The 19922-nt window shown below is 71.6% G+C and carries 21 protein-coding genes; 6 read left to right on the forward strand and 15 right to left on the reverse strand.

The features are described from left to right. Nucleotides 1-3 precede the first annotated feature (3 nt). From V5O49_RS10635 to V5O49_RS10675, 9 genes are all read right to left on the reverse strand, one after another. The gene (locus V5O49_RS10635) at nucleotides 4-783 is read right to left on the reverse strand and encodes a type II secretion system F family protein (RefSeq protein WP_332902217.1); all 780 of its coding nucleotides are present in this window, start codon (nucleotides 781-783) and stop codon (nucleotides 4-6) included. Continuing rightward, on the reverse strand, nucleotides 780-1637 hold the full coding sequence (locus tag V5O49_RS10640; RefSeq protein ID WP_332902218.1) for a type II secretion system F family protein: 858 nt from the start codon (nucleotides 1635-1637) through the stop codon (nucleotides 780-782). Before V5O49_RS10640 ends, V5O49_RS10635 begins: the two co-directional genes overlap by 4 nt. Further along, on the reverse strand, nucleotides 1637-2899 hold the full coding sequence (locus V5O49_RS10645; RefSeq protein ID WP_332902219.1) for a TadA family conjugal transfer-associated ATPase: 1263 nt from the start codon (nucleotides 2897-2899) through the stop codon (nucleotides 1637-1639). Before V5O49_RS10645 ends, V5O49_RS10640 begins: the two co-directional genes overlap by 1 nt. Before the next feature lie 129 nt (nucleotides 2900-3028). Then, entirely contained in the window at nucleotides 3029-3631 is a 603-nt protein-coding gene (locus V5O49_RS10650; RefSeq protein WP_332902220.1) for a GyrI-like domain-containing protein, read from the reverse strand. Nucleotides 3632-3792: 161 nt separating this feature from the next. Continuing rightward, complete coding sequence (locus V5O49_RS10655; protein ID WP_332902221.1) at nucleotides 3793-5514, reverse strand: vWA domain-containing protein; 1722 nt, start codon at nucleotides 5512-5514, stop codon at nucleotides 3793-3795. A gap of 184 nt (nucleotides 5515-5698) precedes the next feature. Further along, nucleotides 5699-6613, reverse strand: coding sequence for a cysteine synthase CysM (gene cysM, locus V5O49_RS10660; RefSeq protein WP_332902222.1), 915 nt, complete (start codon nucleotides 6611-6613; stop codon nucleotides 5699-5701). Nucleotides 6614-6748: 135 nt separating this feature from the next. After that, entirely contained in the window at nucleotides 6749-7531 is a 783-nt protein-coding gene (locus V5O49_RS10665; RefSeq protein ID WP_332902223.1) for an FAD:protein FMN transferase, read from the reverse strand. A gap of 5 nt (nucleotides 7532-7536) precedes the next feature. Beyond that, the gene (locus tag V5O49_RS10670; protein WP_332902224.1) at nucleotides 7537-8082 is read right to left on the reverse strand and encodes an FMN-binding protein; all 546 of its coding nucleotides are present in this window, start codon (nucleotides 8080-8082) and stop codon (nucleotides 7537-7539) included. 6 nt (nucleotides 8083-8088) lie between these two features. Then, nucleotides 8089-9501 (reverse strand): ferredoxin reductase family protein, encoded by a 1413-nt coding sequence (locus V5O49_RS10675; protein WP_332902225.1) that lies wholly within the window; start codon nucleotides 9499-9501, stop codon nucleotides 8089-8091. A gap of 412 nt (nucleotides 9502-9913) precedes the next feature. Between V5O49_RS10675 and V5O49_RS10680 the strand changes: the two genes are divergently transcribed. Then, nucleotides 9914-10714, forward strand: a complete 801-nt coding sequence (locus V5O49_RS10680; RefSeq protein WP_332902226.1) for a hypothetical protein — start codon at nucleotides 9914-9916, stop codon at nucleotides 10712-10714. 480 nt (nucleotides 10715-11194) lie between these two features. Here the strand turns inward: V5O49_RS10680 and V5O49_RS10685 are convergent, their stop codons facing one another. The 3 genes from V5O49_RS10685 to V5O49_RS10695 all read right to left on the reverse strand — a co-directional run bounded on the left by V5O49_RS10685 (nucleotide 11195) and on the right by V5O49_RS10695 (nucleotide 12568). Further along, nucleotides 11195-11593, reverse strand: coding sequence for a helix-turn-helix transcriptional regulator (locus V5O49_RS10685; protein WP_332902227.1), 399 nt, complete (start codon nucleotides 11591-11593; stop codon nucleotides 11195-11197). A gap of 49 nt (nucleotides 11594-11642) precedes the next feature. Further along, the gene (locus V5O49_RS10690) at nucleotides 11643-12122 is read right to left on the reverse strand and encodes a hypothetical protein (RefSeq protein ID WP_332902228.1); all 480 of its coding nucleotides are present in this window, start codon (nucleotides 12120-12122) and stop codon (nucleotides 11643-11645) included. 77 nt (nucleotides 12123-12199) lie between these two features. Continuing rightward, entirely contained in the window at nucleotides 12200-12568 is a 369-nt protein-coding gene (locus V5O49_RS10695; protein WP_332902229.1) for a hypothetical protein, read from the reverse strand. Nucleotides 12569-12647: 79 nt separating this feature from the next. Between V5O49_RS10695 and V5O49_RS10700 the strand changes: the two genes are divergently transcribed. Both V5O49_RS10700 and V5O49_RS10705 read left to right on the forward strand, forming a co-directional pair. Further along, complete coding sequence (locus tag V5O49_RS10700) at nucleotides 12648-12827, forward strand: hypothetical protein (RefSeq protein WP_332902230.1); 180 nt, start codon at nucleotides 12648-12650, stop codon at nucleotides 12825-12827. 39 nt (nucleotides 12828-12866) lie between these two features. Continuing rightward, nucleotides 12867-14078, forward strand: a complete 1212-nt coding sequence (locus V5O49_RS10705; protein WP_332902231.1) for an aminotransferase class I/II-fold pyridoxal phosphate-dependent enzyme — start codon at nucleotides 12867-12869, stop codon at nucleotides 14076-14078. Nucleotides 14079-14102: 24 nt separating this feature from the next. On the opposite strand, the gene V5O49_RS10710 is transcribed toward V5O49_RS10705, so the two are convergent. After that, complete coding sequence (locus V5O49_RS10710; protein ID WP_332902940.1) at nucleotides 14103-14720, reverse strand: LysE/ArgO family amino acid transporter; 618 nt, start codon at nucleotides 14718-14720, stop codon at nucleotides 14103-14105. 74 nt (nucleotides 14721-14794) lie between these two features. Between V5O49_RS10710 and V5O49_RS10715 the strand changes: the two genes are divergently transcribed. Further along, nucleotides 14795-15715: a LysR family transcriptional regulator ArgP gene (locus V5O49_RS10715; RefSeq protein WP_332902232.1), complete on the forward strand. Its 921-nt coding sequence runs from the start codon at nucleotides 14795-14797 to the stop codon at nucleotides 15713-15715. Nucleotides 15716-15762: 47 nt separating this feature from the next. Here V5O49_RS10715 and V5O49_RS10720 read toward each other — a convergent pair whose 3' ends face one another. Further along, nucleotides 15763-17094 carry an LCP family protein gene (locus V5O49_RS10720; RefSeq protein ID WP_332902233.1) on the reverse strand — a complete coding sequence of 444 codons (1332 nt, stop codon included), beginning with the start codon at nucleotides 17092-17094 and terminating at the stop codon, nucleotides 15763-15765. 57 nt (nucleotides 17095-17151) lie between these two features. Beyond that, nucleotides 17152-18381, reverse strand: a complete 1230-nt coding sequence (locus V5O49_RS10725; RefSeq protein ID WP_332902234.1) for a multidrug effflux MFS transporter — start codon at nucleotides 18379-18381, stop codon at nucleotides 17152-17154. A 121-nt stretch (nucleotides 18382-18502) separates the two neighbouring features. On the opposite strand from V5O49_RS10725, the gene V5O49_RS10730 reads away from it, so the two are divergent. Both V5O49_RS10730 and V5O49_RS10735 read left to right on the forward strand, forming a co-directional pair. Continuing rightward, nucleotides 18503-19285: an SOS response-associated peptidase gene (locus V5O49_RS10730; RefSeq protein WP_332902235.1), complete on the forward strand. Its 783-nt coding sequence runs from the start codon at nucleotides 18503-18505 to the stop codon at nucleotides 19283-19285. 56 nt (nucleotides 19286-19341) lie between these two features. Then, nucleotides 19342-19920, forward strand: a complete 579-nt coding sequence (locus tag V5O49_RS10735) for a DapH/DapD/GlmU-related protein (protein ID WP_332902236.1) — start codon at nucleotides 19342-19344, stop codon at nucleotides 19918-19920. The last annotated feature ends 2 nt before the right edge of the window (nucleotides 19921-19922 follow it).

Here is a 19922-nt window from a genome sequence, read left to right on the forward strand (position 1 = left end):
CTGCTACGTTAGCAGCGCATCCTCGTAGAGGGGGGTACCGCGCTCGAGCGCGACGGCCACCCCCTCGGCGAACCGCGTCAGGGACGGCAGGCCCGTGCGGTCGGCCATGGCGGTCAGCGCCACGGTGATGGGCGCTCCCGCCCGGACGTCCGCGAGCATCGTCGAGAGCTCGCCGGACAGCTCGCCGCGCGCCGTGGCCGCGACGCGCTCGAGAGCCGGCACCGGCCCCTCCCCCGCGGTGACGGCCAGTGCGAGGAGCTCGGCGACGGTGGGGAACTCGGCGAGCATCCGTTCCTCGCGACGCCGCGCGGCGCCCGAGAGCCGCTGGTCGCACCCGACGAAGCCGGTGGCGCCCGCCAGGAGCACCAGGGCGGCCAGCACCACGACGGAGGAGCCGCGGCTCGCGGCGAGCACGACGGACAGCAAGAGCCCGCCGGCCAGACCCAGCGTGGTCCAGACCAGCTGACGGGCACGGAACTGCTCGACCGTCTCGCGCAGGCCGGCTCTGTCGAGCCGACGTTGGACGTCCTCTCGCGTGGAGCCGAGGCGTTCGAACCACCCGGCCGCGTCCGCGACCCACGGGGCGACGAGACGGTCGACGACCCCGAACGGCGAACGGGTCACCTGGTCGCGCAGCAGACCGGAGGTGGCGTCGCGACGACGCAGCGCCGGGGCGAGGCGTTCGTCCAGCGAGATGCGGCGGCCGCGGACGGCGGCCAGGGCCAGCAGCAGCCCGACCCCGGCGAGGAGCCCCAGCAGGGCGCCGGTCACGGCGAGCGTCATCGCAGCACCCGCCCTTCTTCCGGCAGGCGTCCGATCCGGCGCATGACCCGATAGGCCACCACCGAGCACCCGGCACCGGTGAGCAGCACGGCCACCCCGGCCGCGGAGTTGTACGCCTGTGCGGTCTCGGGTCGGCTGGCCAGGAGGGCCAGCACGACCCACGGGCCGGCGGCCGCCACCCGCGCACCGTTGACGGTCCACGACTGGCGCGCCTCCAGCTCTCCGCGCGTCCGCAGGTCCTGGCGCAGAAAGCTCGACAGGCTGCGGAGCAGCCGTCCGAGGTCGGTGCCGCCGACCTCGCGGGTCAGCCGGAGCGACTCGATGATCCGGTCGGCGACGGGGTCCGCGAGCCGGTCCTTGAGCAGGTCGAGGCACTCGCCGAACCGACCGGTCGCGCGGTGGTCCGCGGCGAACTGCGCGAACGGCTCGCGCAGGGCCTCGGGCCCTCGCTCGCCGAGCTGGGCGACGGCCTCCGGAAGGGAGAGACCGGCCCGCACGCCCGAGGCGAGGTGGTCCACGACGTCCGGCCAGACCTCGCGCAGGTCCTCACGTCGTCGACGGGCTCGCGTGCGGACCAACGCCTCGGGTGCCACCGCAGCCATGACGGCGAAGCAGGCGGCGATGGCCGGCGACCGGGTCAGGGCCAGCCCCACGAGCAGCACGACGAGCGCGATCCCTGCGCTGACCGCCCACAGCGCTCCCGGCGTGACCGTCGGCGCACCGGCCTGGACGAGGAGGTCCTGCACAGCCTGGTACCGGCGGCCGCGCCGTCGTCGGCGGTCGGGCCGCTCCCAGCAGGACCACCAGAGACAGAACAGCCCGGCCCCACCGACGAGGCCGACGACGACCCCCATCAGCGCTCACCCGCCAGCAGGGCGTGCACGTCGACACCGAGGCGTTCGTACTTCTCGACGCCGGCGGGGAAGCCGTCCCCCCGGACGAGGTCGCCGCCGAAGCGGGCCGGGCGACGACGGAAGAGCTGCGCCGTCTCGACGCGCCCCTCCTCCACGCGCCCGGTGATCGCGACGATCTCGCGGCACTGCCGCACGCCGTCGGGCGTGACTCCGAGGTGGACCACGACGTCGAGCGCGGACGCGACCGTCGGGGTGACGAAGCGGTCCGAGATGTTCTCACCGGCGAGCAACGGCAGCGTGCACATCTTCGTGACCGCCTCGCGCGCCGAGTTCGCGTGCACGGTGCCCATCCCGGGAACACCCGCGTTCAGGGCGATGAGCATGTCGAGGCTCTCTGCCTCCCGCACCTCGCCGATGACGATCCGGTCCGGCCGCATCCGCAGGGCCTCCTTGACCAGGCGCCGCAGCGGGATCTCCCCGGTGCCCTCGAGGCTGGGCTGCCGGCATTGCATCGCGACGTGGTCGCGCACCGGCAGCCGCAGCTCGAAGACCTCCTCGCACGAGACGACCCGCTGACCAGCCGGGGTCGACCCCGCGAGCGCGTTGAGCATGGTGGTCTTGCCGGCCTGCGTGGCCCCGGCCACCAGGATGTTCGCCCCGGCCCGCACGGCCGCGTCGAGGAAGGCGGCGGCGTGCGCCGTGAGCGACCCGAGCCGGACGAGGTGGTCGAGATGGTGCGCTCGCACGACGTGCTTGCGGATGTTCACCGCCAGGTGCTCGCGCGTGACGTCCGGGATCACGACGTGCAGCCGCTCCCCGCCCGGGAGCGTCGCGTCCACGAACGGGGAGCTCAGGTCGAGCCGCCGACCGCTGGACTTCAACATCCGCTCGACGAGGTCGCGGACCTGCTGAGCCGTGAGCAAGGTCGTCGTCAGCTCGCTCACACCACGCCGGGCGACGAACACCTGGGCCGGGTTGTTGATCCACACCTCCTCGATCTCCGGATCGTCGAGGTAGGGCTGCAACGGCCCGAAGCCGCCGAAGGCGTCGACGAGCGCCCGCGTGGTCCCGACCGCGTCCACCAGAGGCGGCACGACGCCGGCCGTCGCGCGGTCGCTGTAGTCGGCCACCGCCTCGGCCACCAGGCGGTCGAGCCCGTGCCGGTCGGTCACGGGATCGATGCCGCGCCGGCGCACGAGCTCACGGACCTCGCTCGTCAGCAGGCTCCCCGCCTCGTCGCGGGTCAGGACGTCGGTGTCCACCCGTAGTACCTCTCCGTCGGGACAATCGGGCTTTTTCACTCAAGCGCGACCGACAGTAGCGAACTTCCTTCCCGCTGCGCCGGGGGTCATCCACCCTGTGGACAACTCCGGGGAGATCGGGCGACGCCGTCAGCCAGAGGTCATCGGCTGCCGGATGATCGTCCGCAGCCGTTCGGGCGCGACCCGCCGCGGGTCGGACAGGTAGATCTCGTGGTGCCGTCCGGCCAGCTCGCGTCCCGAGGCCGCGACGAACGCGTGCAGCGCGTCCACCGTCGGCGCCTCCTCGGTGTACGGCCCGACGTGGAGCACCTGCGCGGCGTCGCCGTCACCGAAGTGCTCCAGCCGGACGCGGGCCGGCAGGCCGCGTGCCGCCGTCGTGCGCTCGACGACGTCGACCGCCGGGACCGCCGCGACGTCGTCGGGCAGGCTGATCATCATCGTCCAGAGCCACGCCGAGCGCGGCAGCTCACGGAACCGCTCGATCTCCTCGGCCCACCACAGGCCCTCCAGCGGCATCACCGTGTACGCGGTCCCGATGGCCTCCTTGACGGCGGCGCGCAGGGCGTAGGCCACCGGGTACAGGCTCGTCACCGCGGCGAGGTACGCCGGGCCGCCCGGCGCCCCCGCACCGTCGACCAGCAGGTACGGCCGGGGCGGCACGGTCACGAGCTCCGGCTCGGGCGATGCCGAGTACAGCGCGCGCCAGGTCTTCTTGGGGTCGACGGCGGTCACGCCTCCAGGCTCCCGTCCGGCGCGACGGGACGCACGCCGTCGGTGAGCAGGCTCGAGCAGCGGTGCGACATCGCGGCGGATCGAGGTCGTGGCCGGTACCCGGACCGTGACGTCCGGGTACCGGCCACACCCGTGTCAGGCAGGAGCGGTCGGGTCGGCCGTCACTGCGGTGCGGGCGGGACCAGGCAGGCAACCGGGTCCGACGTGTTGCCGGAGCCGTCGACGGCGGTGACCTGCGCGTCGCCCTGACCCTTCAGCGCCCGGTCGACGGCGCCCGAGCCGGCCTTCTCGCTGGGCTCGGCCCCGTTGGCCTCGGTCCACTTGATGTTGGTCGGGTTGGCGTAGGGGCCGAAGACGTGCCCGGTGCCGTCGTCGGTGACGAAGACCTCGAGGGACTCAGCGCCCCAGACGTCGTCCGTCGCCGTGACCGTGTAGAACCCGTCCTGGTTCTGTCCCTGGCCCCCCTCGCCGGGTGCGGCGGGGATCTGCCCGCCCGGGTTGGGTCCGGGCTCGCACGTGGCCGTCGGCGGCGTCGTGTCCACCCACTCCTTGGTCACGTCCACCGTGGCGGAGTCACCGTTGACGGTGACCGTGGCCGAGATGGTGTCGGTGCCCAGGCTGTCGGGCTCGACCGGGACGCTGTAGGTGAAGGTCACCTCACCGTCGGCGTCGGTCTCGCACGAGGCGGGGGCGCACGTCCCGCTCGCCCCGGCGTTCTGCCCGGTCACGGCGAACTCGACCGGCCACCCCGCCAGCTTCCCGTCGGGCCCGTCCACCGTGGCGATGACGGTGTGCTCGTCGTCCGTCCCGAGCTCGTTGGTGGCGGTCTCGGGAGTCAGGGAGAACGCGTACACGTCGTAGGTCTCGCACTGCGTGACCGTCTGCTCCGAGGTCGCATCGCTCTTCGGCCCCGTGCCGGTCGCGGACGCGCACACCTCGTGCGCACCCGGCGCCTGGTCCGCCGCGGTGGCCGTGAAGTCCGTGCTCCCCGGACCGTCGAACGGCGGTGTCTGCGTGAGCGTGTCGAAGGACGTGCTCACCGTGTCGACCTCGAGCGCGACGTCCGTCATCGCGGTGTCGGTGACGTTCTGGACGATGTCGGGCAACGTGGCCGGGTCCGGCACGTTGGTGCAGGTGCCGCCGGTCGCGTCGGCCATCGCCTGGAGCGTGCCGTCCGATCCGCTGGCGCAGCTCGCACCGCTACCGACAGCGAAGGAGTAGATCGTGGCACCCGCGCCGTCCAGCGCGGCCACGGCAGCGTTGAAGTTGCCGCCGCCCAGGTTGGATGCGCCGTCGGACAGGAAGACGACGTTCTTGGACGCGGCGGTGGACGCAGAGACGCTGGTGCCCGCCGCTGTCAGTCCGGCGCTGAAGTTCGTGTCGCCGGAGTTGACCGGGCGGGCGGTGTACTGGTTGACGCCTCCGATGACGATCGAGCCGATGACGACGCCGACTCCCGGGTCGTCCGGAGCCACGATCGGCTGGTTGCCGGCGTCGCCGCTCATGTCGGCGGACGCGCCGCCGCGACCGAACACGCTGACGCCGACGTCCTTGCCGGACCCGTCGGCGACCACCGTGTCGTTGAGGTTGGTGACAGCCTGCTTCTCGCAGTCCAGCACCGTGCCGCCGACCGATCCACAGCCGGCGCCGGTGCTGCCGCTGACGTCGACGACATAGGTCCAGTGCACGTTCGGCTCGCCCTCGCCGATCGAGGCGCTGCCTTCGACGGGGACGTCGACGGTCGTCGACCCCGTCGGGACCAGGAACGTGTCCCCCGTGGTCGGGGTACTGACCGTCACCGACAGGTCAGCCCCGTTGGCCAGCGTCGTCGAGCTGGTCCCCGCCACCGCGTAGCCAGCCATCATCATCCCTGCTGCAGCCATTCCGAGAACGGCACCTGCACGCATCGACCGCTTCATGGGTCGGCCCTCCCTCCGAGGTCCTGAAGGCGCGCCTTCCGGTCGCCCACCCACTGGGCGACCACGCCCGACACGTTCCTCCGAGAGCGTCACGGCCGCGTCACCAGCGCGTCACCGCACGTGCGGACGGTGGACTCGACGGCGACTCTCAGGCGGGGAACACGCCGCTGGAGAGGTACCGGTCGCCGCGGTCGCAGACCACGAAGACGATCGTCGCCCCCTCGACCTCCTCGGCCACCTGCAGGGCGGTCCAGCACGCGCCGGCCGCGGAGACACCGCCGAAGATGCCCTCCTCGCGGGCCAGCCGGCGGGCCATCGCCTCGGCGTCGGTCTGGGTGACCTCCACGGTGCGGTCCACCGCCGACGGGTCGAAGATCCTCGGCACGTACTCCGGTGGCCAGGCGCGGATCCCGGGGATCCTCGAGCCCTCCGCGGGCTGGGCCCCGACGATCTGGACATCGGGGTTGCGCGACTTCAGGAACCGCGAGACCCCGGTGATCGTGCCGGTGGTGCCCATCGCGGACACGAAGTGCGTGATCCGTCCGTCGGTCTGGCGCCACAGCTCCGGGCCTGTACCGACCTCGTGGGCACGGGGGTTGTCCGGGTTGCCGAACTGGTCCAGGACCCGGCCGCGACCTTCCCGCTCCATCCGCGTCACGACGTCGCGGGCCTCTTCCATGCCGCCCTTCGCCGAGGTCAGCACCAGGTCGGCTCCGTACGCCGTCATCGTCTGGATCCGCTCGGTGGAGGCGTCCTCGGGCATCACGATGACCAAGGGGTAGCCGCTGATCGCCGCCGCCATCGCCAAGGCGATCCCGGTGTTGCCGGACGTGGCTTCCAGCAGCGTGTCGCCGGGGGCGATCTCCCCTCGCTCCTCGGCGCCCCGGATCATGCTGATCGCCGGCCGGTCCTTCACCGAGCCGGCCGGGTTGTTCCCCTCGAGCTTGGCGAGCAGCACGTTGCCGCGACGTTCGTTCTCCGGCCCCGGCAGGCGCTGCAGACGCACCAGCGGGGTGCCGCCGATGACGTCCTCCATCGTGGGGTACGACGCTGGGTTGCTCACCCGCCGGAGTCTACGGCGGAGGTCGCGGAAGAACCGCAGTCGACCGCTCGACCTCACCGCAAGGGTGAGGGAGCCTCGTCGCTCTCCCCGGTCGTGGGACGCCCCGGAGGAGCTTCTTCCCTGGCACAAGACAGGTCATGCGATCCCGACGCCGGCGAACGGCTCGGCACGCCCGTCCGCCCAGACCACCAGCCCCGTCTCCCCCGCCCGCGTCCGGAGCCAGTCGCGGCCGTCGGCACCGAGCGCGAAGGCACTCGTGGCGTCGATGTCCGCCCACGTCAGGCTCGGCCCGACGACGGTCACGGACGCGAGCGCCGTCGGCGTCCGCCCGGAGCGCGCATCCACGACGTGGTCACCCCGGTGCGCGAGCCCGGAGGTCGCCACGGCCCCGTCCCGCACCGGCACGACGGCGACGAGCCGCGCCGGGGCGTGCGGGTCCTCGATCCCGACCCGCCAGGGCTCGGCGTCGTCGCTGGCCACGTGGCACACCATGTCGCCACCGGCCGCGAGGCAGAAGTCGGTTCCCTTGAGGTCTCGCAGGTGCCGGGCCGCCCGCTCGATCGCCCAGCCCTTGACGACGCCGCTCGGGTCGAAGGTCTCGGTGCCGTCCGGGTGCCGCTGCACGACGTCGAACGCGCCGTCGGACGCCCGGCGGGCCTCCTCCCCCAGCGCCAGCACCTCGCGCACCTCGTCGGGCAGAGCGTCGACGCCGATCTCTCCGCGCGCCAGCCGGCTGATCACCGAGTCGGGCCGGTAGGTGCTGAAGGTGGCGTCCACGTGCTGCAGCTCGGCGACCACCCGGTCCCAGGCCCGGTCCGCGGCGGGCCCCTCGGCGTGGCGGCCCCGCAGCGCCACGCTGACCGGCATCCCCATGACGTGCATGACCCGGCGGCGGACCGCAGGCTGGGTGGGCGCCATGCCGCTCACAGCCCCGCCTGGTCGAGCGCGCTCTGCAGCGACTGCGTGTATCCCATGCTCGTCACCGTGGCGCCGCTGACCATGTCGATCGAGGCGCTCTGGGCGTCGAGCGTCTCCTGGACGAGCACCGGCAGTGCGTACCCGTTGATCTGCCGGTCCTTGCCGTTGTCGTCCGGATACACCGGGACGTCGACGGCGGTGATCTGCCCGTTCTTGACGGTGATCTCCACCTGCAGCGGGCCCCAGCGGGTCTGGACGACGTCGCCGGACGCCGTCGTGCTGACGGACCCGGACGATCCCCCGCTGCCGTTCGAGGACCCGGACCCGTTCGAGGTGTCGGTCGACCCGGAGCCGGTGGACCCGCCGGCCCCGTCACCGGTCGTGCTGCTGGTCGACCCGGAACTGCTCGTCGATCCCGACGTCGTCCCGGTCGCCACCTGCACCACCGACGTCGAGGTGCTCAGCGCGTCAGGGTCGGTCGAGGTGCGGTAGCCCAGCAGCAGGACCAGGACGGTGACCGTCGACAGCACCCAGAGGACGATCTTCTTCATCTCGCGTCACCATCCGAAGTCTTCGCTGTGGAGCTGCGCGGCGGGGACCCCGGCAGCAAGGGCGGCCTCGCGGACGCTCTGCGTCCACGCGGGCGGCCCGCAGACGTACACGTCGCGCTCGGCGACGTCGGGCACCCAGCCGCGCAGGACCCGCTCGTCGTCGTCGCCGTCGAACCCGGGCCCGACCCACGAGCCGTCGGCCCGGCGTCGTCCGGGCAGGCGCACCACCCCGAGCCCGCGGGTGGCGGCGAGGTGGTCGAGCTCGGCCGCGAACAGCGGGTGCTCGCGGTACCGCTCGATGAGCACGGCCTCCCCGGGGGCGTAGTCGAGGCCCTCGGCGAGCGCCCGCAGCGGTGCGAGCCCGGAACCGGCACCGATCAGCAGCACCTTGCGGCGGGTGCGCGCGCGGCGGGTGAGGCGGCCGTAGGCTCCCTCGACGACGACGCGGGTGCCCGGCTGCAGGTCGGCGGCCGCGGTGCTGGCCGGGCCGACGGCGGCGACCGTCACGCGGGCGGAGCGGGACGTCGGGGCGCTCGAGACCGAGTACGGCTTGCCCCGGGTCCAGCCCTGCTGGCCCAGGAACCGCCAGACCAGGAACTGCCCGGGCTCGACCAGCCGGTGCAGGCGCCGGCCCATCAGGTGCACGGACACCACGCCCGGCGCCTCGGGCACGACGCCGGTGACCTGGATCCGGTGGTGCCAGCTGCGCCAGGCCGGCAACGCGACCCGCCACACGAGGACAGCGGCGAAGACCAGCGCCCACACGGTCCACCACACGGCGGTGACGGCGGGGCGGGCCAGGAACTGCTGCCCGGTCCAGAGCTGGTGCGGCAGGGCGAGCGCCGCCCCGAGATACCCGTACAGGTGCAGCAGGTGCCACGACTCGTAGCGCAGCCGGCGTCGGGCGGCCCGCACGCTGGTGACCACGACCAGCACCAGCGCCACGGTCCCGCCGACGGCCAGCAGCATGCCCGGGCACTGCCACATCAGGTCCCAGAAGGTCGCGGGCCAGGCGGTGATGCTCCCCGCGGCGTACCCCCACGTGATGAGGACGAGGTGGGCGACGAGGAGGTTGAACGACCACAGCCCGACCAGCCGGTGGATCCCCACGAGCCGGTCGCGCCCGAACGCCGCCTCCAGCGCGGGCACCCGGGCCATGAGCAGCACCTGCGCGAGCAGCAGCGCCGCCGACGCCAGCCCCGTGATCTGCCCGAGAGAGGTCAACGCGGTGTCCCAGGCAGTGAGGGCCTGCAGACCGCCGTCGGCGGCCCACATCCAGTCGACGCCGAGCAGCGCGAGCCACAGCGCGGCAGCGGCGCCGGTCCGGACGACGGCGTCGCGACGAGCGCGCGACCGCCACGGACGCCGATCCGCCGCGGACGGGACGGAGGAACCGGGGAGGCTCGTCGTCACTGTCATGTGTTCCAGACTGCGCGGCCTACCCGGGGAGAGCCTGCGACGAACCTACGAATTGCCTGGGGATCGCGGCGTCGGACGCCGGCGACCGACAGAACCTGCTCAACCTGCCCGTGCCGTCGCCGTTGCAGTCACGATGATGCCCCCGCCGAAGGCGTCGGTGAACCGACGAATCAACGGCGGGTGGGAGGTGGCGACCAGGCTCACGTGGCCCTCCGAGCTCCTCGACCGGCGCCGCATGGCGGGCGGCCTCGACCGGGATGCCTAGTCAGCCTTCTCGGCAGCGACCAGGACATCTAGACACGATGTGACAGTGGCGTCAAGCTCGCGACCGTTCTGCGCGGGCTCCTGGGCATCCTGAATGATGCGGAGTCGCATCCATTCACGCATGACATTCCTGCCCTAACATGGACCCATGACCAATAAGACGGGCGGGTATGTACTCGTTGGCACCAGAGACAAACCCTACACAACACACCCGTATAGCCATGTCTGGCGATTCTGGGCAAGCAAGACATCGTTTTACATCAAACCGCGCAACCCGGAGCTCGGGAAGATCAAAGTCAGCCTCCACGGACCAGACGACCGGCCCGGAATTGGCCCGCCGATATTCAAGTACGGATTCGACTCCAGCGTCAGTGACCGAACCGGAGTCCTGCATGACAAGGAATTCGACAAGCGGGTCTATCCGGGAGAAGAAGTTGCACAAGATGCGCACCGCGTTCTCCGCATCCGTATTCCGTGGGACACGCTCCGCCCCGGCGACCCCCCAGGTTCGGGAAAGCTGAAGCTCTCTCCCGAGATGGATGGACTAATCGCGAGACCGCCGCGCATCGGATATGCGTCCGACCTGGACGTGTACGTCAGCGACGGTGAGCCCTATTGGCCAGTTCCAGCGGAGCAGATAACTGAAGCAAAAGCAGCAATCGGACCGTACCGGAATGACGCCGGCCAGTTCATGACTATTGCAGCTTTTGAGCGAAGAATCTTCGAAACTCCGACGCCGCGGGACGCCACCGCAATACCGCCGATGAACAGATCGGACACTCTCCGTGGTGTCTACTTTGGCAACCCAGGAGACGGATTGTTTCCTTGGGTCGTAGAAACCTTCATTTCTCGAAAAGCGCTGAGCGATCCGACGAACTACCGGCGACCGAAGCCGATCAGCCTGGCACCGCTGCAGCCGCGTCCAGGCTTTTATAGTGGACACGACTAGGGGGCCCCGCTCCGCCCGTCTTAGCGTGCCGCGAGAACTGCAACTCGCTATCGGGGACCCGGGACAAGGTCAGTGGGACCAAAGGCGTCAGGACGCCTGACTTCCATTTCCGGCGTGTGAATTGGCACTTCCAAGTCCATGCGTGCTAGTGCGATCAATTGCCGAGCTGTTGAAGCCGCATAATCGTAGAGCACATGCTCAAAATCCGACGCCACTTTTTCCGCGCATCGGTAAACTTCGTCGTCGTCGTCGGGGCTAAATGGGGGCTTCTTTCCAAAGAAGTCCACGAGGCATTCAACTGAGACTAGCGCGCGCTGCCTCTCGGACCTCACTATCAGGTCAGTTAGGAGCACTAGCTCAGGAGACTTTTCAAATCCGTAGGCACGAAGCTGCCATCCGATCCCCTCGGCCTTCGAGCGACCTGGATTGGCAGAACATCTGACGACGCCCATGCCTCCGACACGGTAGTCAAACGAGGAGTCACCCATAGGAAACGGCCCTCTTGCTGGCCCTGATCTCGTACGGCCCGTCGGGCAAATCTTCGTCTTGGACGTCGAACTCGGCAAGAATGTCATCGATCCGAGCACGATGATCTGCGAACTCGAATTTCCTGACTCTGTGAACGACCTCAACGCCGACTGCCAAGGCATACCGTCGCAGCGTCGAGAGGTGTGGGTCCCTTTCACCAGACTCGATCCGCGCCACAGCGCTCTGGCTGATGCCACCCATCGCCTCGCCAACCGCCGCCTGGTTCATGCCAGCGCGTTTGCGACTTTCGATCAGATCGTCGAGCAGACGACGGTCTTCGGCAACAAGGCGCCCCGCCAGCGCCTGCTGTGGGTCGAACCGGTCGATGCCGAGCAGCTCGTCGAGATCCATCTACCCTCCTTGGGTCATGACGTCAGCGTCATAGTCTGGCATGGTCAGGCTAGGTTGTGAACCACCCGCTCGCATCGTGGAGCCGATCCTCGGCCCCTCGGGCATGGGCAGTCTGCTCAGCAGACGTGTGCGTGTCCGGATGCTTCGTCGCGACGCTGACCAGCCGGATCGCTCCGTCGATGGCACACGGCTCGTTGAAGTAGATCCGCGTGCATAGCCGCTGGAGCGGGTTGTCTCCATACTGAGTTGTGAGGCGAATCTCCAGGATCGTGTTCGTGCACTGCATGTGCTCCACGTCACACTCCTGCCCTGGTCCGTAGACCAACCTCCCCAGACTCCCGTCCTGCAGCTTGTCCTTGATCTCTTCACGCAGGAGGCGGGCCACGTTGGGGTGATAGCGCGCCATCTCGCTCACCATCTCAGCGGCAAACGGCTGAGAGCCATCGGCCAACGTGGCGTACTCATACACGCCGCCGTGGCCAGGTGTCTCGTCGTCGATCCAGCACGTACGAGCTCCGGGCGGGTCCACCAGCGTGTGCCCGTGCGTGCACGTCGCGCGAGCCTGTGCGCATGTCACTAGATAGGACCTCCGGCGCTCCGTACTTGTCAATGTCGTCCAGACAGGTAGGGTACCCATCTGCCGGTCCAGTTAGCCGGTTGAAGTGCAACTTCACTCTCCAGCCGCCCCGGCCCACGCCGCTCCACCTCGTACGCTTCGGCGGCCGCGTCGGCGACACCCCCGCGCATCTCGGTCAGTTCAAGGTGGTCATCGACCGTACGCCAGCCCGAGGAGATGGATGCCGAATCGCAGCGTGCGCGGCAGGGCTCGACCGCGGCGCCTTCTGTCCTGGTGGTGGCGCGGAACGGACTGGTCCTCAACGCCGAGTGCCGGTTCTTCGGCGGCACGCCGACGGCGGCCTTCAGCGTCGGGTGCTGCGCGCGTACCACCTGAAAGAGACACTTCAGGTGCGCCACCCCATCATCTGGACGCGAGGTCTCGGCTCGATGCTGGCGTCCTCGAGAGTTCTGCAACCGACGATTCCCGACAACATCGGTGGGCGGCAGTGCCTCGCAGACCTTCGCGACCAAGCTCCGTCCGGTTCTCGACCCGCCCAGGGCCAAGTGCGCCTTCACCGCGTTCCTCGACATCTGGAACAAGCGGCCCGACGGCGACGACCTCGGCTTCCAGTACGGAGGGAACAGCGCAGCGTTCGTGCTCAAAATCGACGCCTGAACCGAGCTCGCTCGGACCGCCGTGGGTAGTGTCGCCTGCATGACGTCCACACCTCGGTGGCGCCAGGTCGCCGCCGCCACCGGCCTGCTGTCCGACGACGGGGCGATCGCGCAGACGATCTTCGCGGAGATGACGGTGCTGGCGAACCGCACCGGCGCGGTCAACCTCGGCCAGGGCTTCCCGGACGTCGACGGCCCGGACTGGATCAAGGAGGCGGCCAAGGCCGCGATCGACGCGGGGCGCAACCAGTACGCCCCCGGCGACGGCGTCCCCGAGCTGCGCCACGCGATCGCCGACCACCAGCACCGCCGGTACGGCCTCGACGTCGACCCGGACACGGAGGTGCTGGCCACCACCGGCGCCACCGAGGCCCTGACGGCCGCGATCCTCGCGCTGACCGGCCCCGGCGACGAGGTCATCACCCTCGAGCCGTTCTACGACTCGCACGCCGCCGCCATCGCCATGGCCGGCGCCACGCACGTCCCCGTGCCGCTGACCCCCGACCTGCGCCTGGACGCCGAGGCCCTGCGCACCGCGGCCACCGAGCGCACGGCGATGATCCTGGTCAACACCCCGCACAACCCGACCGGCACCGTGCTCACGCACGCCGAGCTGGAGCAGGTCGCCGCCGTCGCCCGCGAGCGCGACACGGTCGTGCTGACCGACGAGGTCTACGAGCACCTGGTCTACGACGACGCCGAGCACGTCCCGATGGCGACGCTGCCGGGGATGGCCGAGCGGACCCTCACCGTGTCGAGCTCGGGCAAGACGTTCAGCCTGACGGGCTGGAAGGTCGGCTGGATGCACGGTCCGGCCGAGCTGGTCACGGCGGTGCGCACGGTCAAGCAGTTCATGACCTACACCTCGGGGTCGGCGTTCCAACCGGCGATCGCCCAGGCGCTCGGCGACGACGAGGCGCCCCAGGCCCTGGCGGCGTCGCTCGCCGAGCGCCGCGACCTGCTCTGCGCGGGCCTGGAGCGGGCCGGGTTCGACGTCGTCGTCCCGCAGGGCACCTACTTCGTGGTGGCCGACGGCGCGGCGCACCTCGAGCGTCTCGGTCTGGCCGACGGCCACGACCTGTGCCTGCGCCTGCCCGAGCTGGTCGGGGTGGTCGGGGTGCCGGTCTCGGCCTTCTGCCGGGCCGGGTCGACGGCGGCCGAGACGTTGCGCTCGCGCGTCCGGTTCACGTTCGTCAAGCGTCCCGAGGTGCTGCGCGACGGCGTGGAGCGACTGACCGCGCTGACCCGCTGACCGCGGCGCCGGGCACGTGCGCAGTCAGCGGCCCGCGACCAGCGAGACCGCCACGGCGAGCATGACCAGCGCAATCACACCGTCGACCACCCGCCAGGCTCCCGGCCGCCGCAGCAGCGGCGCGAGCAGCCGCGCGCCGTACCCGAGGGCCGTGAACCACACGAGGCTGGAGACCACGGCGCCGGCGCTGAACAGCCACCGGTCGTCGCCGTAGGTGGCCGCGACGGATCCCTGCAGCACCACGGTGTCGAGGTAGACGTGCGGGTTGAGCCAGGTCAGCGCGAGCGTCGTCAGGAGCACCGGGCGCAGCCGCCGCCCGGCGTCGTCGACGGTCGCGTCCCCCGCGGCGGTCAGCCCCTCCTCGCCGCGCCAGGCGCGCCGCGCCGCGAGCGCCCCGTACCCGAGCACGACGGCGGCCCCGGCCCACCGCGCGACGTCGACCACCGCGGGGTGCTGCTCGACGAGGGCCCCGAGGCCTGCTCCCCCGGCCGCGTACAGCACGGCGTCCGAGGCGGCGCAGACCAGCACGACGACGCCGACGTGCTCGCGGCGCACCCCCTGGCGCAGCACGAACGCGTTCTGGGCGCCGATGGCCAGGATCAGCGAGAGTCCGAGCCCGAAGCCCGCGAGGAAGACCAGCACGTCGAGCACGCTACGAACACCCCGCGATGAAGTCCATCTACTGTTCCTACGTCTGGTGAAGGGATACTTCAGGTATGCGATGGGAGTCCGGACAGCTCGCGGCCTTGGCGGCGGTCGTCAGCGAGGGGTCGTTCGACGCCGCCGCCCGCGTCCTGCACGTCACGCCGTCGGCGCTCAGCCAGCGTGTGCGCGCCCTGGAGAGCGCCGCGGGCGCCGTGCTGGTCCAGCGCACGCGTCCGGTGCGTCCCACCGGTCCGGGTCGGACCCTGCTGCGGCTCGCCCGGCAGGTCGAGCTGCTCGGCAGCGAGGCCGCGGCCGAGCTCGGTCCCGCCGACGACGGCGACCGCCCGGTGACCGTCCCGCTCGCGGTGAACGCGGACTCGCTGGCGACGTGGCTGGTGCCGGCGCTGGCCGCCGTCGACGGCGTCGTGTTCGACCTGCACCTGGCCGACCAGGACCGCACGGTCGACCTGCTGCCCGCCGGGGAGGTCATGGCGGCCGTGACGTCCCAGCGGACGCCGGTGCAGGGCTGCACCGCGGTGCCGCTCGGCGTGACCCGCTACCAGCCGCGGGCCGACCGGGAGTTCGCGGCCCGATGGTTCCCGCACGGGCCGACGCCCGAGGCGCTGGACGCCGCACCCATGGTCGTCTTCGCTCGCACCGACGACCTGCAGGACGCCTGGCTGCGCCGGGTCGCGGACGCCGCCGGCACCGCCGTCCCCGACCCGCCGCGCCACCATGTGCCCGCCACGGCCGACTTCCTCGCCGCCGTCCGGCACGGGCTCGGCTGGGGCATGTGGGGGCCGCTCCCCCGCCCGGGCGCCCGGTTCGAGGTCCTGGAGGCCGGCGACCCGGACGTCGTCGCGCTGAGCGACGACACCGTGGACGTGCCCCTCCACCTGCAGCAGTGGCGGCTGCGCTCAGCGGTGCTGGACCGGGTCACCGCGGCGATCCGCACGGCGGCGTCGCGGTCGCTGCCGCTCGCGCCCACCTGACGGGATCGTCCGTTCGGGCTCAGCCGGCCGGGTGCGTCCAGCCGGACTCAGCCGCAGACGCCGGGCAGCAGCGACGGGCTCGGCGACGGACTCGGCCCGTCGCCGCCGTCGGCGCTCACCGAACCGCCCTGGCCGCCGCCCCCGGAGCTGCTGCCGGCCTCCTCGCCCGCGTCCGGACCCTCCGCGTCGGCCGAGCCCTCGGCACCGTCACCGCCGTCCGGGCCGGCCTCGACCTGACCGTCCTGGGCGGATGCGCTGGGGCTCGGGGACGGCTCGCCGTGCAGCGGGACGTCGTCGGCGAACCTCTCCCACAGCTCGGCGGCCTCCCAGGTCCACACGACGCGGTTGGAGTCGGTGGGGGCGTCCGCCACGGGGACGGACTCGAAGACGATGCTCGACGGGTCGACGTTGCGCAGGCTCCACGCCAGCCCGGCCAGCGCGCTGGGGCTCGCCAGATCCGGGCTGGTGGACATCGCCTGCAGGGCGGCACGGACCATGCGGTACAGCTGCGGGGTGTCGGTGATGACGTTCTGGGCCAGGACCTCGCGGAGCATGGAGTCGACGAACGCCTGCTGCCGCTCGATGCGCTGCAGGTCGCTGCCGAGCTCGAGACCCATCCCCTCGCCCTTGCGGACGCGCAGGAACTGGATCGAGGTCTCGCCGTCGAGCACCTGCCGTCCCGCGGCGAGGTCGAGGTCGCTGTACCGGGAGTCGCCCACGACCGGCTCGGGCAGGCACATCGGCACGCCGCCGAGCGCGTCGACGATGTCGACCACGCCGGTCATCTTCACCACGACGTGGTCGTCGATCGTCAGGCCGGTCAGCGACTCGACGGTCAGGATCGTGCAGGCCGCGGCACCGGTGACGTCCTGCTCGGGGCCGCCGCCCAGCGCGAACGCCATGTTGAACATCGCGTTGTTGTGCGGCGCCGTCGAGCTGCCGTCGGGCCGCGGGCAGGACGGGATGTCGACGAGCGAGTCGCGCGGGATCGAGACCGCCTCGATGCGCGACCGGTCGCCGCTGATGTGCACCAGCAGGGTCGTGTCCGAGTGGAACTCGTCGCCGGAGCCGGCGATCTCCGCGTTCTCGGCGTCACGGAAGTCGGTGCCCATCACGAGGATGTTCCGGTCCTGGCCGGCGAAGGGGTCGCTCGGGTCGGCGGGCTCCTCGGAGCTCTCGGCCTGCGGCTGCGGGACCGGCCGGTCCCGGCCGATCAGCGCGTCGACGTCGGACACCTCGATCTGCGACTGCAGGTCGACGTAGGCGGCGATGGAGGCGGTGCCGACGAAGGCCAGCACACCGGTGAGCACGAGGGCGACCCAGCGCAGGACACGATGCCCGGCATGGTGTCCCGCGTGCCGGGGACTGGATTCCTTCACTCGTCCACCTTAGACCGACCGCTTGCCTCAGGCCGTCATGTGGGCCGGCGGCGGGTCTCAGGCGAGCTGGACCCAGCCCCCGCGGCGGAAGGCCGGCGTGGCGAACGCCAGGACGGCGATCGCGGCGGTCCACGCCGCGAGCATGACGGCGGTCATCGCGACCGCGTCACCGCCGAGCGCGCCGGCGAGCGGCGAGACGACGCCGGCGACCCCGGACTGCACCGCGCCGATGACCGCCGCAGCCGTCCCGGCCCGCTCGCCGTGCCGGGACAGCGCGATGGCCGAGGCGTTGGCGGGGATGAGCCCGGTGAAGGCCAGCACGCACCACAGGGCGACGAGCAGCCCGACGAGGCCACCGGCCCCGGTGACGGCCACGACGACCAGGACGACGGCGAAGAGACCCTGCAGCACGAGCGCGGTGCGCAGGATGCGGATCGGGGCCACCCGCCGCACGAGCGCCGCGTTGAGCTGGGCGGAGGCCACGAGCCCCACCCCGTTGAGCGCGAAGAGCAGGGAGAACTGGCCGTGGCTGAGCCCGTAGACCTCCTGGAAGACGAACGGCGACGTCACGACGTAGCTCATGAGCACCGCCATCCCGAGCCCGGGGAGCAGCGCGAGGGCCATGAAGTGCCGGTCGCGCAGGAGGTGGCCGTAGCCGCCGACGACGGATCGCGCGCCCCCCGTGGCCCGACGCTGGGCGGGGTGGGTCTCGGGGAGGAACCGCCACACGATGACGCCCATCGTCACACCGATCAGGGCGAGGAAGCCGAACACCCAGCGCCAGGAGGCGACCTCGGCGACGGCGGAGCCGAAGGTCGGGGCGAGCAGCGGGGCGATCCCGATGATGAGCATGAGGCGGGAGAGGATCCGCGCGGCCTCGGCACCGACGAAGCGGTCGCGCACGATCGCCATGGCCGCGACGCCGCAGGCGGCGTTGAAGAACCCCTGGAGGAGCCGGAGCACGACGAGGACGCCCATGCTCGGCGCGACGGCGCAGAGGAGGGAGATGACGACGTGCATGCCCAGCCCGACTATCAGGGGCTGCCGGCGTCCGTACCGGTCGGACAGCGGCCCGATGACGAGCTGGCCGGCGGCACCGCCGACGAGCATGATCGAGACCGACAGCGCCGCGAAGGACGAGCTGGACCCGAGGTCGGCCGCGACCTCGGGCAGCGAGGGCAGGTACATGTCGACCGTGAAGGCCGGGATCGCCGCCAGCGCACCGAGCATGACGACCCAGCGGAACGACGAACGGGCGCGCTGGGGCACGGCGGTCTTCTCGGGCATGGCCGCCATCGTATCGAAACGATACGACGAGTACGAGGGGCCGCGCGGTGAGGCGCCTCACCGCGCGGCGCCCGGAGCCGGCCGGTGCGCGGCTGTCACCGGGGCGCGGGACGATGGGCCCATGTGCGGCCGTTTCGCGTCCTTCACCGACGCCCAGGACCTCGCCGACGAGCTCGCCGTCGCCGAGATCGCCGAGGACGCCCGCCTGCTCGGGCCGCGCTGGAACGTCGCCCCGACCGACCCGGTGCGGATCGTCGTCGAGCGCCCCCGGCGCGAGCCCCTGCCCGACGGCGGCACCACGGCCGGGGAGATCACCCGCTCCCTGCAGGTCGCCCGGTGGGGCCTGGTGCCGTCCTGGGCGAAGGACCCCGGGATCGGCCCACGCATGATCAACGCCCGCCGCGAGACCCTGCTGGACAAGTCCGCGTTCGCCAGGCCGCTGGCCGTGCGGCGCTGCCTCGTGCCCGCCGACGGCTACTACGAGTGGCGGAAGCTCGAGGTGCCGTCCGCGACCCGGAAGACCCCCAAGCAGGCGTACTGGATCCACCCCGCGGACGGCGGCGTCGCGGCCTTCGCCGGGCTGTACGAGTTCTGGCGCGACCGCAGTCGGGCCGACGACGACCCCGACCGGTGGCTGGTGTCCACCACCGTGATCACCACGGCCGCGTCCGACGGGCTCGAACGCATCCACGACCGCATGCCCGTGGCCCTGCCCCGCGCGGCGTGGGACGCCTGGCTGGACCCGTCGGTCGGCGCGCAGGACGCGAACGCCCTGCTCGAGGACGCCTCCGCGCCCATGAGCACCTACCCGGTCGGCGCACGGGTCGGCAACGTCCGCTTCGACGACGCCGGGCTCGTCGCGCCCGACCCCGACCCCCAGGACCCCGACCTCGTGCTGCTGTGAGCGCCGCAACCCGGACGGCGCCGCCGCACCCCCGGCACGGGACGTAGGTTGAGGCCATGACCGCGACCATCGACGACCTCCTCGCCGCGCTGCGGGCCGGGAAGACCATCACCGGCGGCTCACCCCTGCACGAGGTGATGCACCGAGCCAGCCAGGAGGCCATGCTCGTCACCGCCGAGCTCAACGGCCCGTACCAGCCGCCCGAGCGTGTCCGCGAGCTGCTCTCCCGACTGACCGGCGCACCGGTCGACGACTCCGTCACGCTGTTCCCGCCGTTCACCGCGGACTTCGGCCGCGGCATCCGCCTCGGCAAGCGGGTGTTCATCAACTCCGGGTGCAGGTTCCAGGACCAGGGCGGTGTGACCATCGGGGACGACTGCCTCGTCGGGCACAACGCCGTCCTGGCGACCCTGAACCACGACCTCGACCCGAGCCGCCGGACCGACCTGCACCCCGCTCCCATCGTGCTGGGACGCAACGTCTGGGTCGGCGCGAACGTCACGATCCTGCCCGGGGTGACCGTGGGCGACGACGCGGTGATCGGTGCCGGCTCGCTCGTCACCAAGGACGTCCCGTCCGGCGTGGTCGCCGTCGGGTCCCCGGCGCGGGTCGTCCGCTCCGTGCAGCCCGGCTGAGA

Source organism: Isoptericola haloaureus (assembly GCF_036689775.1).
Taxonomy (GTDB): Bacteria; Actinomycetota; Actinomycetes; order Actinomycetales; family Cellulomonadaceae; genus Isoptericola; species Isoptericola haloaureus.